General features: G+C 55.8%; 11 protein-coding genes. 8 read left to right on the forward strand and 3 right to left on the reverse strand.

Annotated elements, in window-relative coordinates:
- The first annotated feature begins 76 nt into the window (after positions 1-76).
- The 5 genes from GQS_RS06130 to cca all read left to right on the forward strand — a co-directional run bounded on the left by GQS_RS06130 (position 77) and on the right by cca (position 6,005).
- Entirely contained in the window at positions 77-2,809 is a 2,733-nt protein-coding gene (locus tag GQS_RS06130; RefSeq protein ID WP_014012801.1) for an adenosylcobalamin-dependent ribonucleoside-diphosphate reductase, read from the forward strand.
- Positions 2,810-2,945: 136 nt separating this feature from the next.
- Positions 2,946-3,407, forward strand: coding sequence for a phosphoribosyltransferase (locus tag GQS_RS06135; protein ID WP_014012802.1), 462 nt, complete (start codon positions 2,946-2,948; stop codon positions 3,405-3,407).
- A gap of 309 nt (positions 3,408-3,716) precedes the next feature.
- Positions 3,717-4,040, forward strand: a complete 324-nt coding sequence (locus GQS_RS06140) for a hypothetical protein (protein ID WP_014012803.1) — start codon at positions 3,717-3,719, stop codon at positions 4,038-4,040.
- 30 nt (positions 4,041-4,070) lie between these two features.
- The gene (gene thpR / locus GQS_RS06145) at positions 4,071-4,625 is read left to right on the forward strand and encodes an RNA 2',3'-cyclic phosphodiesterase (RefSeq protein ID WP_014012804.1); all 555 of its coding nucleotides are present in this window, start codon (positions 4,071-4,073) and stop codon (positions 4,623-4,625) included.
- A 9-nt stretch (positions 4,626-4,634) separates the two neighbouring features.
- Positions 4,635-6,005 (forward strand): CCA tRNA nucleotidyltransferase, encoded by a 1,371-nt coding sequence (gene cca / locus GQS_RS06150; protein ID WP_014012805.1) that lies wholly within the window; start codon positions 4,635-4,637, stop codon positions 6,003-6,005.
- 255 nt (positions 6,006-6,260) lie between these two features.
- On the opposite strand, the gene GQS_RS06155 is transcribed toward cca, so the two are convergent.
- Positions 6,261-7,988, reverse strand: coding sequence for a hypothetical protein (locus GQS_RS06155; protein ID WP_014012806.1), 1,728 nt, complete (start codon positions 7,986-7,988; stop codon positions 6,261-6,263).
- Positions 7,989-8,113: 125 nt separating this feature from the next.
- On the opposite strand from GQS_RS06155, the gene GQS_RS06160 reads away from it, so the two are divergent.
- Positions 8,114-8,422, forward strand: a complete 309-nt coding sequence (locus GQS_RS06160; RefSeq protein WP_014012807.1) for a hypothetical protein — start codon at positions 8,114-8,116, stop codon at positions 8,420-8,422.
- Positions 8,423-8,452: 30 nt separating this feature from the next.
- Entirely contained in the window at positions 8,453-9,289 is an 837-nt protein-coding gene (locus GQS_RS06165; RefSeq protein WP_014012808.1) for a DMT family transporter, read from the forward strand.
- Here the strand turns inward: GQS_RS06165 and GQS_RS06170 are convergent.
- On the reverse strand, positions 9,286-10,704 hold the full coding sequence (locus GQS_RS06170) for a hypothetical protein (RefSeq protein ID WP_014012809.1): 1,419 nt from the start codon (positions 10,702-10,704) through the stop codon (positions 9,286-9,288). The genes GQS_RS06165 and GQS_RS06170 overlap by 4 nt on opposite strands.
- 122 nt (positions 10,705-10,826) lie before the next feature.
- A complete protein-coding gene (locus GQS_RS06175; RefSeq protein WP_014012810.1) occupies positions 10,827-11,906 on the reverse strand; it encodes a hypothetical protein in 1,080 nt (359 codons plus the stop codon).
- A gap of 507 nt (positions 11,907-12,413) precedes the next feature.
- Between GQS_RS06175 and ileS the strand changes: the two genes are divergently transcribed.
- On the forward strand, positions 12,414-15,617 hold the full coding sequence (gene ileS, locus GQS_RS06180) for an isoleucine--tRNA ligase (RefSeq protein WP_014012811.1): 3,204 nt from the start codon (positions 12,414-12,416) through the stop codon (positions 15,615-15,617).
- Positions 15,618-15,642 lie beyond the last annotated feature (25 nt).

A 15,642-nucleotide genomic window follows, 5' to 3' on the forward strand; every position in this document is an offset into this window, starting at 1 on the left:
GGGCGCACCATAGGGCCATGCTGATGCTTCTCCTAACAGGGGCAACGATAGATAACTGTATGTCAGGGGTGTTTATATGCCAGTTGAAAAAGTGATGAAAAGGGATGGCAGAATCGTCCCGTTCGATAAAGAGCGTATAAAGTGGGCTATACAGAGGGCAATGCTTGAAGTCGGCGTTCGCGATGAGAAGCTCCTCAACAGAGTCGTCAGAAGGGTCGTCAGAAGGGTCAACGAGCTGTACGACGGCCAAACCCCGCACATAGAGAACATCCAGGATATAGTCGAGCTTGAACTCATGCGCGTCGGCCTCTTCGACGTGGCAAAGGCCTACATCCTCTACCGCAAGAGAAAGGCCGAGATACGCGAGGAGAAGAAAAAGATACTCAACAAGGACAGGCTGGACGAGATAGACAAGCGCTTCTCCATCAACGCCCTCCGCGTCCTTGCTTCACGCTACCTGATAAAGAACGAGAAGGGAGAGATAATTGAGAGCCCCAGGGAGCTCTTCGAGCGCGTCTCCGTTCTCGCCGTCATCCCTGACCTGCTCTACGATGAGAGGGTTTTTGATAAGGACGGAAACCACGAGCAGGACTTAAGCAGGGTAGAGCACTACATGGGACTCCTCGACGAGTACGACGGGAAGCTCTCCATCGGAAGGTTCAAGCTCAACAGGTACCACTTCGAGAGGCTCCTCAACCTCTACCGCGAGCTGGCCGAGAAGGGCCAGATGAAGGTTCCAATAGACGATGTAATAAAAATGCTCGAGAACGGCGCCTTCGACCGCTACGAGGACGAGGTTGAGGAGTACTTCAGGCTGATGACGAGCCAGGTGTTCATGCCCAACAGTCCGGCGCTCATCAACTCGGGCAGGCCGCTCGGGATGCTCTCGGCGTGCTTCGTTGTGCCGATAGAGGACGACATGGAGAGCATAATGAAGGCGGCCCACGACGTGGCCATGATACAGAAAATGGGTGGCGGAACCGGTTTGAACTTCTCGAAACTCCGTCCCGAAGGCGATTTGGTTGGAACTACGACCGGAGCTGCCTCAGGGCCAGTTTCGTTCATGCACCTCATCGACGCCGTCAGCGACGTCATCAAGCAGGGCGGCGTGAGGCGCGGGGCGAACATGGGTATCCTCGAGGTCTGGCACCCGGACATAGAGAAGTTCATCCACGCCAAGGAGAAGAACGTCGGAACCAACGTGCTCAGCAACTTCAACATCAGCGTGGGCATCTGGGCCGACTTCTGGGAGGCCCTTAGGGAGGGCAAGCGCTACCCGCTCATCAACCCGAGAACTGGAGAGAAGGTCAAGGAGATAGACCCCAAGAGCCTCTTCGAGGAGCTCGCCTACATGGCATGGGCGAAGGCAGACCCCGGTGTGGTGTTCTTCGACGTCATCAACAAGAGGAACGTTCTTGAGCCCGCAAAGGGCGAGAAAATCCGTGCGACCAACCCATGCGGAGAAGAGCCGCTCTACGACTACGAATCGTGCAATCTGGCCTCGATTAACCTTGCAAAGTTCGTGAAATACAACGAGGAAGGTCAGCCGTACTTCGACTGGGACGAGTATGCCTATGTCATCCAGAAGGTCGCCAAGTACCTCGACAACGCCATCGATGTCAACAAGTTCCCGCTGCCGGAGATAGACAGGAACACCAAACTTACTAGGAGAATAGGCGTTGGAATGATGGGTCTGGCGGACGCGCTCTTCAAGCTGGGCATAGCCTACAACAGCAAAGAGGGCTACGACTTCATGAGGAAGGCCACCGAGTACCTCACGTTCTACGCCTACAAATACTCAGTCGAGGCCGCCAAAAAGCGCGGACCCTTCCCGCTCTACGAAAAGAGCAAATACAGGGATGGTGAGCTCCCGGTCGAGGGCTTCTACCACCGCGAGATATGGAACCTGCAGTGGGACGAGCTGGCCGAGGAGATCAAGCACCACGGTGTGAGGAACGGAATGACCACCACCTGCCCGCCAACGGGTTCGGTTTCAATGATAGCTGACACCTCCAGCGGAATCGAGCCGATATTCGCCCTGGTCTACAAGAAGAGCGTCACCGTCGGCGAGTTCTACTACGTTGACCCCGTCTTCGAGAGTGAGCTCAAGAAGCGCGGCCTCTACAGCGACGAGATACTCAAGAAGATAAGCGACAACTACGGCTCGGTTCAGGGCCTTGAGGAGATTCCGGAGGACCTCCAGCGCGTCTTCGTAACCTCCATGGACATCCACTGGCTCGACCACCTCCTGGCGCAGGCCAACATCCAGCTCTGGCTCACCGACAGCGCGAGCAAGACCATAAACATGCCGAACGACGCAACGGTTGAGGACGTCAAAGCGGCCTACCTGCTCGCGTACAAACTTGGCTGTAAGGGAATAACCGTTTACCGCGACGGCTCGCTCTCGGTGCAGGTTTACAGCGTTGAGGGCGAGAAGAAGCAGCGCGTCAAGGCCAAGCCGAGCAAGTACGCCGTGGAGAAGCTCAAAGCAGTTGTTGAGGCCGAGCCCTGGCTCTCCAAGTTCATCAACGTTGAGGCTATACTCAACGGGACCAACGGAAAGGAGAAGGCCGAGAGCGTGGGGCTGACCTTTTCGGTCTCCCACGTCACGGCGCCCAAGCCGCAGGCCCACGAGCACCCGCACCACGCGGAACCGGCTGATGTCCCCGAGGAGAAGATACAGGAACTCCTGGGCATCGCGTACTGCCCGGTATGCTATGAGAAGGACGGGGAGCTGGTGGAGCTTAAGATGGAGAGCGGCTGCGCCACCTGCCCGAGGTGTGGATGGAGCAAGTGCGTGATAAGCTGACGCCGCTTCATCCCCTTTTCTGTTCAACATTTTTGTGTCAACACATCCTTTTTAAGCCAAAAGTTTTAACTTCTGCCACTCAGACGAAAGCCTTAATTAGGTTTCACCCGAACACTGGGTATTCGGAGGTGTTGTCATGGACAAAGTCTATCTCACGTGGTGGCAGATTGACAGGGCCATCTTCGCGCTCGCAGACAGGCTGAGGGAGTACAAACCCGACGTTATCGTCGGCGTCGCGAGGGGCGGACTCATCCCGGCCGTGAGGCTCAGCCACATCCTCGGCGATCTGGAGGTCAAGGTCATCGACGTCAAGTTCTACAAGGACATCGAGGAGAGGATGGAGAAGCCGAAGATAACCATCCCGCTCCACGGCTCGCTGGAGGGCAAGAAGGTTGTCATCGTCGACGACGTCAGCGACACGGGGAAGACCCTTGAAGTCGTCATCGAGGAGGTCAAGAAAGCCGGAGCGAAGGATGTCAGGGTGGCCTGCCTCAGCATGAAGCCCTGGACGAAGGTGGTTCCGGACTTCTACGTCTTCCGCACCGACAAGTGGATAGTCTTCCCCTGGGAGGAGTTCCCGGTCGTTGTGAGGGAGTGAGTTTCTTTTTCTTTGCTATTGCCCTCCAATTGTTACTTCACGTGGCTCTTCACCCCGCTTTTGGTTCCCCAAATAGCGGACACACCAGATACCCTTCAACTCAAAAAGAAGTTTACTAACTGAGAGAAAACGATTTATAACGTGAACGTTCAATGGGATAACATGAAAGGCCAAAGGGTACTGCTCATCCTGACCCTCTCTTTGATTATTTCTTCCTCAGTGATTGGCTGGTCAGTGGTATCAATATCCATGAATGAGATGAGAAAAGCGGGGACGTCAGATTTTGCTTCTATCTATCGGAGCCTGCACTTGGGCCTTCTGATTCCTGCGGCGCTCTTCTTCTGCTTCGGATACCTCCTCGGGAAGCTCCTCGGTAAGGACAGCTTTGTGAGCATTGGGATTCCGGTATGGGTACTCTCATTCTTCCTCACGCTTCCCCTTTCGACACCCCTTGATGCAATCCTAATACCCTGGGAGGTCTCGCCGGAAGGAGTGTGCCGCAGGGCGCCGTACCTTCCCGAGGAATACCTGCTGCCCATAGCGCTCACGGCCGGTGCCTCAATGCTGCTCATAATAGGCTGGGCAATGGCGGTAACAGGGAGCAACACCAGCAAGGACTCGAAATCTCTTTAACCCCCTCACCCAACTTTTCTCGGTGGTGATATGAGGGCGTTCATAGCCATTGAGGTTAGCGATGAGGTTCGCGACAACCTCGTAAAGGCCCAGGAGAGGATAGGGAGCAAATCCACCAAGATAAAGTTCGTCGAGAGGGAGAACTTCCACGTCACGCTCAAGTTCCTCGGGGAAATTGACGAGATAACTGCGGAAGAGGTAAAGAAGGCCCTGGAGGAGATAGCGAAGAAGCACAGGAAGCACCGCGTTAGGGTGAAGGGGATAGGCGTCTTCCCAAACCCTAACTACGTCCGCGTCATCTGGGCCGGCATAGAGAACGACGAGGGCATAAAGGCGATAGCGGCCGACGTCGAGAGGGAGATGAGAAGGCTGGGCTTCAAGAAGGAGAAAGACTTCGTGGCCCACATAACCATCGGCCGCGTCAAGTTCGTGAGGGACAAACTCGAGCTGGCGATGGCGCTCAAAGACCTTGCCAACGAGGACTTCGGCGAGTTCGATGTCGAGGCCATAGAGCTGAAGAAGAGCACGCTGACGCCGAAGGGGCCCATCTACGAGACAGTTGCGAGGTTCGAGCTGGCCGAGTGAGGTGTGGAGATGGACGTCGAGGCCGTGCTTCAAGAAGTTCTACCGAGAATACGCCCGACGGACGAGGAGAGGGCCTTCGTGGAGGGCCTGATGAGGGAACTGGAGGGCACAGCGGAGGAGACTGTAGAAAGCCTGGGCCTCGACGTTAGGCCCTACTTCGTCGGCTCGCTCGCGAAGAACACATACCTGGCCGGAGACCATGACATTGACCTATTCTTAGCCTTTCCCCTCGATACTCCCCGGGATGAGCTCCGGGAGGAGGGCTTGAGGCTCGGGAAGACGATTGCCGAGAGGCTCGACTCCTACGAAATTGCCTATGCCGAGCACCCCTACGTGAGGGCTAGATACAGGGGAGTGAGCGTTGATCTCGTGCCCTGCTACGACGTGGAGAGCTGGCGGGATGTGAAGACTGCCGTCGACCGCTCGATACTCCACAACCGCTGGGTCCTTAAGAACCTCGAGGGCAGGAACGACGAGGTCAGACTGCTCAAGCGCTTTTTGAAGGGCATAAACGCCTACGGGAGCGAGATTTACGTTAGGGGTTTCTCAGGCTATCTGGCCGAGATTCTGGTCATAAAGTACGGCTCGTTTCTGGATGTGCTAAAGAACGCCGACTTCATGCTGAGGCAGAAGATAATAGACCCTGGAAACTGGCTCAAACAGGAGTACGAGGTGGCCATGAGAACCGTCCGGCGCGAGGCCGAGGCGGATAGACCCCTGATAGTCATCGACCCCGTTGACCCTAGGAGAAACGTCGCGGCGAACCTGGGCTGGGAGCGCTACGGGGTTTTCTACTTCAAGGCACATCAGTTCCTGGAGAACCCATCCGAGGCGTTCTTCTTCCCACGGGGGCAGAAAAGCGGAAGCTACCTCTCCGAGCTGAGGAGGAAGGGAACCCACCTCGTGACGCTGGTCTTTGGGACCCCGGACCTTGTGGAGGACATCCTGCTCCCCCAGCTGGAGAGGAGCGCCCGGGGCTTTGAGAAGGTCCTCTCGAGGGAGGGTTTCAAGGTCCTCGGCTGGAACGTCGGGCACGAGGGCAGCAAAGCCTTCATAATGCTCGAGGTGGACAGGAGGGAAAGGGAGAGGGTTATGATAAAGCCCGGGCCCGAGTTCTTCACGGAGAGGGGCCGGGACTTCTACCTGAAGAACGAGAGGGTGTGGCTGAGGGGAAGGAGGCTCTACGCGGAGAAAAGGGTGAAAGAGAACATCGTCGATGTTATCCTCGAACTCCTGGAGAAGAATCAGGTTGCCATGGGGAAGAACCTGAGGGGGGCCATAAGAAACGCGGAGATTCTGCTAGACTACGTCCCGAATGAGCTGGAGAAGGAGGCCTACCTCTTCCTGAGCAGAGAGAAGTGGAATCTGAAGCAACAGTAAAAACGTTTTTCGCCCCTTCAGCTTCCTGTTTGCATTATCGAGTATTCCACGGATCCCCAGGTACTCTTTTCCCCCGAGTTTACCGAGCAGGTGGCCCAAGGGAAATGCTTCATCACCACAGGTATTTTTCTCCCTCTTTCTGTCCAATCCATCCACCTCCCACACTGGCGAGCGAGCATCATCAATATACCCCCAATGCTTTTAAGCGTTAGGCCAACAAAATTAGAAAACCTAAAGTAAAAGGTGATGCAAATTTCATAACCTGTGCTCACACCATTCGCGATTCTCCCAGTCACCGTGAACCTCGCCCGGGATGTGGCCGGTATCCGCAACGGCCCAGTCGAGGTTGTAGTTCCCCATGAGGGCCCTCAGCTCACCCCGCAGGTCGCGCTTTCCAACGTAGAGGGCCGCCCTGGTGACGACGTTGTAACCGCTGTTGGGAGCCTCAGGTTCCAACGCATCGAGCCACGCTTTTTCGCCCGCCTCCCAGCCCTGCAAGGAGGGGATCGCTCCAAGGTTCCAGAGGTGATAGAGGTTCTCGAAGTTTAGGAGTTTGAGGTATGCCTCCACGAAGAGGCTCTGGAGTTCACCGCCTTCGAAATAATCCATCAGCTCAACGAGTGCCTTCGCCATGACCGAGACGTTGCCGAAGGCAACGCGCGTGTCGAGGTTCTCCCAGAAGCGCGGGCAGGAGTGGTTGGCGAGGAGCATCAGGTAGTAGATCCTTCCGAGTTTTAGGGCGTTCCCCTCGCCGTTGGCCGGCTCGAGAATGTAATCGAGTGAAGTTTCCATGCCGAAGTAATCGTAGTAGTCCCTGAAGAAAATCCTCGCGTAGCGGACGAGGAACTCCTCAGCGTCGGCCCCAAGCCCTTCGAGGCCCTTCAGAACCCCCAGCCTGACGGTTCTGTTGAGCTCCTCAAAGAGCCTCGTGAAGGCGACCTTCCAGAGCTGAGAGATTTTCCTGCCGTTCACTTCTCTCGCGAAAACCTTTCCATCGACCCTCCTGTATCCCAGCCACCGGGAATCGCTCGTCTTGCCGTCCGTGCTCAGGTCGAAGTAGTCGCTCCAGGCGGAGTAGTCCTTAACCCCCATCTCAAAGGAGCACTCGCCGTCCAAGCGCTTGAACTCGCCCGAGAGCTTCCTCCTCACGAACTCCATCGCCGAGACCCGCTCGACGCCGCTCCTCTCAAGCCCCTCCATCCAGGCAGTGAAGCGGTCGAGCTGTGCAGGGTTTCCGAGGAGGCTCTCAAGGTCGCTGGCGGTGAAGATTAGATAGGGAACGCCGAGGTTCTCCTTGTGGTCATCGCGGTGGGAGAGGGTCGCCGAGACCAACCCCTGAACGTCGAGGGTGTTGAAGGCAAAGGCGTCGCTTATGCCCCACTCCCTTCCGAAGACGAAGGAGTTTGAATAGCGGTTGCAGGAGTGCTTCGCCTGGGGAAGGTCGTAGAGGAGCTGCCTCTCGTCGAGGAGGAAGACCAGCTTCCTGTCCGTTTGGGACTCGATTATCTGGGCCGTTCTTCTCGTTATCACTGCCTCAGGAAGCCAGTAGCCGATTACGGGCTTATCATCCATCAGCGGGGCGTAGAAGTCAAAGGAAACCCTCGCCAGGATTCTCTGCTCAAACTCATCAAGGTGGGGAACTATCGGGTGGAATGGCGTTGTAGGGACGGCGTCAAATCTCCTGAGAAGCTCGACGGCCTCTTCAAATGCACCCTTATGGTAACGGAGGAGCATCAGAAACGTGAAGGGCTCTATGTCTATGCTCACCCCCTTCATGCGCGAGAGGGTGTCGGCTATGTGCTCATAGGAGTAGAGCATTGCCCTCGTCCAGTTCTCGCCCCTGACCTCCTCTCCCCGGATTTTTATCGCGACGGGGCTCTTCCTCTCCTCGTACTCTATCGGCCTTGACCCGCCGCCGTCCTTAACGTAAACTATGTCGCCGGGCTGGTAGGCGTGGAAGTGGTGTGCGTACTTCATCTGCATTGTCTCACCGGGAGTGATACATCGCGGACACTTATTTGGGTTTCGGAGAAATTAGAGGGCATTTTTACCCAGATATGCCCGATAGATTAATAAACCTGTGCATTGAGATTCCAGCGGTGGGGAAGATGGAGCGCGAATTTAGGAAGATTCTAGGCGAAGACTTAGCCAACTACCTTGAACTCATGAGGGCAAAGCTGGCCTTCGCCGAGGAGCTGTACGGGATAAAAATGAACTACGTGCCCCTCATCACGGAAGGGGAGATAGTGATCCTCGATAAGAACGACGGGAAGATCAAATGGCTGAAGACCAAAAGACCACTCACCATTGAGGAGTTCAAGGCATTGGCGGATAAGATAAAGGACAACCTCGAGTCGGGGTACGTGGAAAGCCTTCTGGCGATGAACATGTCCTGCGTCAACGGGCCAGGTGAATAATCTTTTAAATCCTCCCCCTTAATCCATGCGATGAACCGCTCGGAGCTCGTGCTTCTCGGCATCACGGCGATATGGGGCTTCACGTTCCCGGCCATGAAGGTTAGCCTCGATTACCTTCCCCCGATTCTATTCCTGGCGTATCGCTTCGGGATAGCATCCCTCTTGATGCTCATCCTCTTCCGCTCGAAGGTCCTCAGGAGAGAGACGTTCAAGGAGGGCTTCGTTCTGGGAACGACACTCTTCTTCGGCCACGGCTTCCAGATAGTGGGGCTCAAATACACCACCGCCTCAAACTCCGCCTTCATAACGTCCCTCTACGTCGTCTTCACGCCGTTCATAGCGTATTTCATTCTCAGGGATAGACTCAAGCTCAGGGACGCCGCCTCACTCGCAATAGCGCTGACCGGTCTCTACTTAATTTCCGGAGCGAGCCTGAACTTCAACTACGGCGACCTGCTCACCGTCCTCTGCGCCATCAGCTTCGCCTTTCAGATAGTCCTGGTCCAGAAGTTCGGGGAGAAGGACTACCTGAGCTTAGCCTTCTGGCAGATAACCTGGAATTTCGTCTTTTCGCTGGTTTTCGCCCTCGTAGCCGAGCCGTTCACCTTCCCCACAGACCCGCTGCCGTGGGCTGGGGTGCTCTACACCTCCATCTTTGCCACGGTGATAGCGTTCACACTCCAGGTGAAGCACCAGAGGAACACGAGGGCGCACAAGGCGGCGCTGATTTACTCCGCGGAGCCAATATTCGGCCACATAGCGGCGTTCATAACGATAGGGGAAATCCTAAGCGCCAAGGGCTACCTGGGTGCGGCGCTGATAATGGCGGGAATATGGAACGAGATTAGAAAAGATGAAAGAGGCTAAACCTTGAACTTTGCCTCGCCGACGCCTATGTTGGTCTCAACCCTGACGATAACTCCGCCGCTCTCCATTGCCTCCCTGATGGAACCATCCTCGTCCGGAACTTCAATCGTTCCGGTGCCCTTCCCTTTCAGCTTCTTTGAGCCATCCACGAGTTTGGGCTTCTTGATGTCTGCCACCTCGACTTTGCTGGGCAGGGCGAGAACCCTGAGGCGCAGCAGCATCGCGTCATTCTTGGAGGTGTTCTCAATCCTCACCTTCAGCTTACCATCACCGGCCCGGGCATCGACGACCTTTATGGGGCCCTTCTTCCTCATCAGAAACAGCGCCACCAGAACCACCAACACCGCGGCCAGGCCGATGTAGATATAGCGGTTCTCCTCTCCCCCCGTCACGCCAGGGCCCGGGGCCGCGCTGACACCGGCCATCTCGGGGGTTACTTCAAGGCTCTTAACCTCCGTCCTGGCATAGAGCTGCCCGTTTGAGTAGAGGAGCATCCGGAAGGAGTACGTCCCAGGCTTCCAACCATCGGTGGGGACGTAGTTGTACTTGAACTCCGTGTCATTGAGGGGAAGGAGGGGTATCTTTGAGACGCTGACGTTCTCCAGCGGCTTCCCATTATAGGCAACGCTGAGGACTATCTCCGCGTTCTTAAGGGGCCGGAACAGGTTGCGGACGGTTGAAACGACGTAGGTGTAGCCTATCCTGCCCTCGGCGTTCGTGGCGGGAGCGGCGTCAAAGGCCAGGAAGTAAACCGTCCTGACAACCAGTTTAACCCCCTTCTCTTCGTTCGGGCCGACCTCGAACTCAGTGGAGTTCAGGAAATTGCCGGCGAGGTACGCCTCAACGCGGTACTTTCCGGGTGCCACCACCGCCTCCAGCCTGCCGGTGTCCGTGCGTTCTATCGGATACTTGGAGGGAAGGGAAAGAAGCACGGTATCAACCGGGACCACGTTTCCGGTAACGTCAACCACAACCACCCGAACGGTTGAACCCTCGCCCGTCACCACCACTGTGGCCTTTAGGGCGCCCGATGGCGTTGCTATGCTCTCGTTTCCAACCTGCTTTATCTCCTCACCGCCCACCACAACGGTGTAGTTCCCGGGGGGACAGTTTGGAGCAGCTTTTAGGGTGACGTAGACGACCTTCCTTTCTCCAGGCTCAAGTGTGAACTCGTTCTCCGAGAACTCCACCCTCAGAAGGTCAGTCTGGGGATCCACCTGATACACCATTCTAACGTGGATGGTTTCGTTGGAGGGGTTGCTGATGACGACCTTCGAGCCGCTGACAGTGCCCCCAATGGGAACCTGGTACGTGTGCGCGTAGAAATCGCCCGAGACACCGATGTACGCCGCGACCATTGAGGCAGTCAAAAGAACCAGGAGGAGCGGCAACAGACCCAGCACCACCCGCTTCATCGAACCACCCCCACCAATTTTAAACACTTAAAGTATTTAAACCCTGTGGTGAACCGCCGTGGCAGAAGACGGCTTGAGAACAGAAAACCTGCAAAAATCAAAAGGGGAAAGATTCAGAGGCTTCAGGCGTTGGTCACCTGGAAGTATACATGTCCAACGTAGGTATCCTGGGCGATGTTGCTGCCAACGTCGAGCCAGAGGTAGGCATAGTGGTGGGCACCGTTGCCGGCGCTGGCGTCACCGTCACCGGTCGGACCGTTCTGGTTGTCGAGCCAGACGGTGTAGGTAGTGGCTATTGCACTGGCGGAGCCGGCATCATTGTTGGCGTTTATCTTGAGGAGTATCTTCTTGTCTCCAGGTGTTGCAGTGGTAACATTAACATACCCGGTACTGTCAGTGACACCAATCCACTGCGTATCACTCTTGACGTTGACATCGTAGTTACCGTTGCTGACGACGTAGACGTCCAGGTATCCAGTGTTCGGCGAGGTCACCGGGTTGTTGTTGCTCTGCGGGCTGACGATTCCAAAGGCGAAGTTCGGGGTAACGTATATCTCACCGTACCAGTTGATGGTGTATCCATAGCCGGTGTATGGGTCGCTCTCACTGTTGCTGTCATCGATAACCTTGACCTGGAAGTCCCAGTCACCAGTAGCAACTCCATCGTTGGCCTCCTTCGCGGTCTTACCAACGATTATCTCGACGCTGAACGTTCCGGTGCTCTGCTCCCAGACGTCCGGGTCGCTCTGGTTCACTATCTGCCAGGTTCCAAACGTGGTGCCAATCTCGCTGCCGGTGGCGTCGTAGAACTTCCAGGTTCCTGGCTGGTCGCTGTACGGGGTTCTGACGTACTTTAGTATCACGTAGCTGCTGGAGCTTGTATCTCCGGCAGGAAGTCCTCCGGCCTGAGTATTGTCCGTGTCGTAGTAGAACCAGATGGTTATCTCCTTTATATCGTCCATTGTGTTGAGGTCGCTTACGGTTATGTTTATCCAGTACTTGTTCCCTGGAGTCGCCTGGGTAGTCTCGGTCTTACCGTCCTGCTCGTAGAACTTAACGTCCGTGACCTGCGGGGCCACTGCTCCAATGCTGAACTGTCCGCCGCTGTTGGCCTCGGTGTCCGCGCTGACAAAAGGCACCGCTACCAGAGCCATGCTAACAAACATCACGAAGAGGGCCTTCCACACCTTCGCCCCTGCCATGACCCCTCCCTCCTCGGAAGGAGCTGTTCAAATTCGATCATTGGGGGGTTCGATTTCAGCAGGGGCAAGTTCAAATTTTGGCACAATTTTTATCTCCGTGAATATATACTAAGGAAATGTTATTTAAAATTTTCGTTACTAAAAGTCCCGATAATAAAAAAGTTCGCATTATTTCAGCATATTTTCAAACAAACGTAATTGATATAATAAATTGAAAGATATCCAAAACCTTAATGCGCAACATGTGGTATCTTCAAAAAAGCAAAATCCTAATTGGGAGAGAATTGCAAATACTGCATACCAAATGTAAAGTAGCATGTGATGTCTCCATCACCCAGGGAGCTGACCCTTGGTCGGGGACACGAAAACCTTATAAGCTCGCTCCCCAATTTTGCCCCGATGCCCATGAGGGGGGAGTGTTTTATCCTTCGCTTCGCCCGTTTCGCGGCTTGAGTCCCCCTGTTCTAGGGTAGTCCATCCTAAAGATCATTTCTGGAGGGTTTTGACATGATAAAGGAACCGGAGTTTAGGGAGTACACCCCAGGGAAGCTTGAGGAAAAGGTCGAGCGATTTTGGGAGGAGAACAACACCTACGAGAAAGTGAAATCCCTGCGCCAGAACGGCCCGAAGTACTACTTCCTCGACGGGCCGCCCTACGTCAGCGGTGCAATACACCTCGGAACGGCCTGGAACAAGATAATCAAGGACATGATAATCCGCTTTAGGACGATGCAGGGCTACAACGTGCGCAGACAGCCAGGCTTCGACATGCACGGCCTCCCGATAGAGGTGAAAGTGGAGCAGGCCCTTGGCCTCAAGATAAAGAAGGACATAGAGACGGAGATAGGAGTGGACAACTTCATCAAGAAGTGCAAGGAGTTCGCCCTCAACAACCTCAAGGTCATGACGGAGCAGTTTAAGATGCTCGGCGTCTGGATGGACTGGGACAACCCCTACATGACCATAAAGAACGAGTACATCGAATCAGGCTGGTTCACGCTCAAGAGGGCCCACGAGAAGGGCCTGCTTGAGAAGGACAAGCGCGTCCTCCACTGGTGCCCGCGCTGTGAGACGGCCCTTGCCGAGCATGAGGTCCGCGGAGAGTACAAGATAAGGAAAGATCCGAGCATATACGTAAAGTTCCCGGTTGAGGGCAAGGAGAACGAGTACCTCCTCATCTGGACGACGACACCGTGGACCCTCCCGGCCAACCTTGCCGTCACCGTTCACGCGGACTACGACTACGCCAAGGTCAGAGTTGAAACTGAGAACGGAGAGGAATACTGGATAATAGCGAAGGCCCTCGTTGAGAGGGTCCTGGGCGAAGTCGGCGTCAAGGGCGAGATAGTTGAGGAGTTCAAGGGCGAGGAGCTTGAAGGCATACGCTACGTCCACGTCCTCATGGACGAGTATCCAGCCCAGAAGGAATTCCGCGAGAAGTACGAGTGGGCGCACCGCGTAATCCTCGGCGAGCACGTCACCCTCGGCGACGGTACGGGTCTGGTTCACACGGCACCGGGTCACGGTGAGGAGGACTACGAGGTCGGAAGGCAGTACGGCCTGCCGGTTTACAGCCCGGTTGACGACGAGGGACGCTACACCGAGGGCCACTGGAAGGGAACCTACGTCAAGGACGCAGACCCGGAGATAATAGAACACCTCAAAGAGAAAGGCTACCTCGTGAAGGCCGGAACGATAGAACACAAGTACCCGCACTGCTGGCGCTGTAAGACCCCGCTCATATTCCGCGCCACAGACCAGTGGTTCCTCAAGGTGAGCAAGGTCAAGGACCTCATAATCAAGGAGAACGACGAGAAGGTCACCTGGTACCCCGACTGGGTCAAGGTCAGGTACGACAACGGCGTCATGAACTCGGGTGACTGGGTCATAAGCAGGCAGCGCTACTGGGGAATACCTCTACCGATATGGCAGAGCGAGGACGGCGAGATACACGTCGTTGGAAGCTTCAAGGAGCTCGTGGAGCTCAGCGTTGCGATAGAGGTTAACGGCGAGAGGATAGAGCTTCCGGAAAGCTACGAGGAGAAGCTCAAGGTCATAGAGGAGAAGCTTGGCCCGGAGGACCTGCACAGGCCCTACGTCGATGCATTCATCATAAAGGTCAACGGCAAGGAGATGAGGCGCGTTAAAGACGTCGTTGACGTCTGGTTTGACAGCGGAATAGCGAGCTGGGCCTCCCTCGACTACCCGAGAACGGAGGAGAACTTCAGGAAGCTCTGGCCGGCAGACTTCATAGTCGAGGGTGAGGACCAGGTCACCAAGTGGTTCTACTCCCAGCAGGCGGCTTCAGTTATAGCCTTCGACACCGTCCCCTACAGGCACGTGGCGATGCACGGCTACGTCCTAGATGAAAAGGGCGACAAGATGAGCAAGAGCCTCGGCAACATAATAAGGCCGGAGGAGGTCGTCCAGAAGGAGGGAAGGGACCCCTTCAGGTTCTACATGCTCTGGGCCACCAACCCGTGGGAGAACCTGCGCTTCAGCTGGAAGGGCCTCGAGCAGGTCAAGAGGATGCTCAACATACTCTGGAACGTCTACGTGCTCAGCGCCACCTACATGAGCCTGGACAATTTCGACCCGACGAAGCTCAAGCCGGAGGAGCTTCCGTTCCGCGAGGAGGACAGGTGGATACTCAGCAGGGTCAACAGCCTCGTGGGAGACGTCACCGAGGGCATAGAGACCTTCAGGCTCACAAAGGCGACGAGAGCGATATACCACTTCGTCGTTGAGGACCTGAGCCGCTGGTATGTAAGGCTCATCAGAAAGCGCATGTGGGTCGAGGGCGACGACCCGGACAAGTTAGCAGCTTATTACACCGTCTGGAAGGTCTTCGACGTCCTGCTGAGACTCATGGCACCGTTTACCCCGTACATAGCGGAGGAGATATACCAGAACATGCTCAGGCCGTTCGTCGGAGTGGAGAGCGTCCACATGCTCGACTGGCCGGAGGTCGAGGAAGAGGCAAGAGACGAGGAGCTTGAGAGGGAGATGGAGTACGTCAGGAGGATAGTCGAGGCCGGCTCTTCAGCGAGGCAGAGGGCCAAGATAAAGCTCCGCTACCCGGTCAGGAGGATAATAGTAGAGACCGAGGACGAGACGGTTAAGAAGGCCGTCGAGAGGCTCAACAGAATACTCCGCGACCAGCTCAACGCCAAGGAGGTCGTCGTCGGCAAGGTCGAGCGCGAGCTCGTCATAAAGCCCAACTTCGCCAAGGTCGGGCCCGAGTTCAAGGGTGACGCCAAGCTCGTCTCCCAGTGGATAGCCGAACACGGCAGGGAACTCTACGAGGCCGGCGAGATGGACGTCGAGCTCGAAGGAAAGACCTTCCACCTCACGAGGGAGCACCTGACCATCGAGGAAAAGCTGCCTGACTTCTTTGTCGCCGAGGACTTCGAGGGCGGAAGGGTCTTCGTGGACAAGACCCTCACCAGGGAGCTCCTCGCTGAAGGCCTCGCCAGGGAGTTCGTCAGGAGGATACAGGAGATGAGGAAGCGCCTTGATTTGGACGTCAACGACAGGATAGTCGTCACCATAGAGACCACCGACGAGAACCGCGAACTGCTCGAGGAGAACCTCGACTACATAAAGAAGGAGACCAGGGCGACCGGGGTGGTCTTCGGCGAGGCCAAGGGCTACGTCGTCGAATGGCCCGAGGTTCAGGCGAAGATAGGGATTGAGAAGGTGGAAGGGTGATTAGACCTCACTCGCCTTTCTGATT

Source organism: Thermococcus sp. 4557, assembly GCF_000221185.1.
GTDB lineage: Archaea > Methanobacteriota_B > Thermococci > Thermococcales > Thermococcaceae > Thermococcus.

Coding starts and splice junctions, on each gene's coding strand:
- thpR (WP_014012804.1), top strand. CDS start 4,071: ATGAGGGCGTTCATAGCCATTGAGGTTAGCGATGAGGTTCGCGACAAC.
- GQS_RS06160 (WP_014012807.1), top strand. CDS start 8,114: ATGGAGCGCGAATTTAGGAAGATTCTAGGCGAAGACTTAGCCAACTAC.
- GQS_RS06170 (WP_014012809.1), bottom strand. CDS start 10,704: ATGAAGCGGGTGGTGCTGGGTCTGTTGCCGCTCCTCCTGGTTCTTTTG.
- GQS_RS06165 (WP_014012808.1), top strand. CDS start 8,453: ATGAACCGCTCGGAGCTCGTGCTTCTCGGCATCACGGCGATATGGGGC.
- GQS_RS06175 (WP_014012810.1), bottom strand. CDS start 11,906: ATGGCAGGGGCGAAGGTGTGGAAGGCCCTCTTCGTGATGTTTGTTAGC.
- cca (WP_014012805.1), top strand. CDS start 4,635: ATGGACGTCGAGGCCGTGCTTCAAGAAGTTCTACCGAGAATACGCCCG.
- GQS_RS06135 (WP_014012802.1), top strand. CDS start 2,946: ATGGACAAAGTCTATCTCACGTGGTGGCAGATTGACAGGGCCATCTTC.
- GQS_RS06155 (WP_014012806.1), bottom strand. CDS start 7,988: ATGCAGATGAAGTACGCACACCACTTCCACGCCTACCAGCCCGGCGAC.
- GQS_RS06130 (WP_014012801.1), top strand. CDS start 77: ATGCCAGTTGAAAAAGTGATGAAAAGGGATGGCAGAATCGTCCCGTTC.
- ileS (WP_014012811.1), top strand. CDS start 12,414: ATGATAAAGGAACCGGAGTTTAGGGAGTACACCCCAGGGAAGCTTGAG.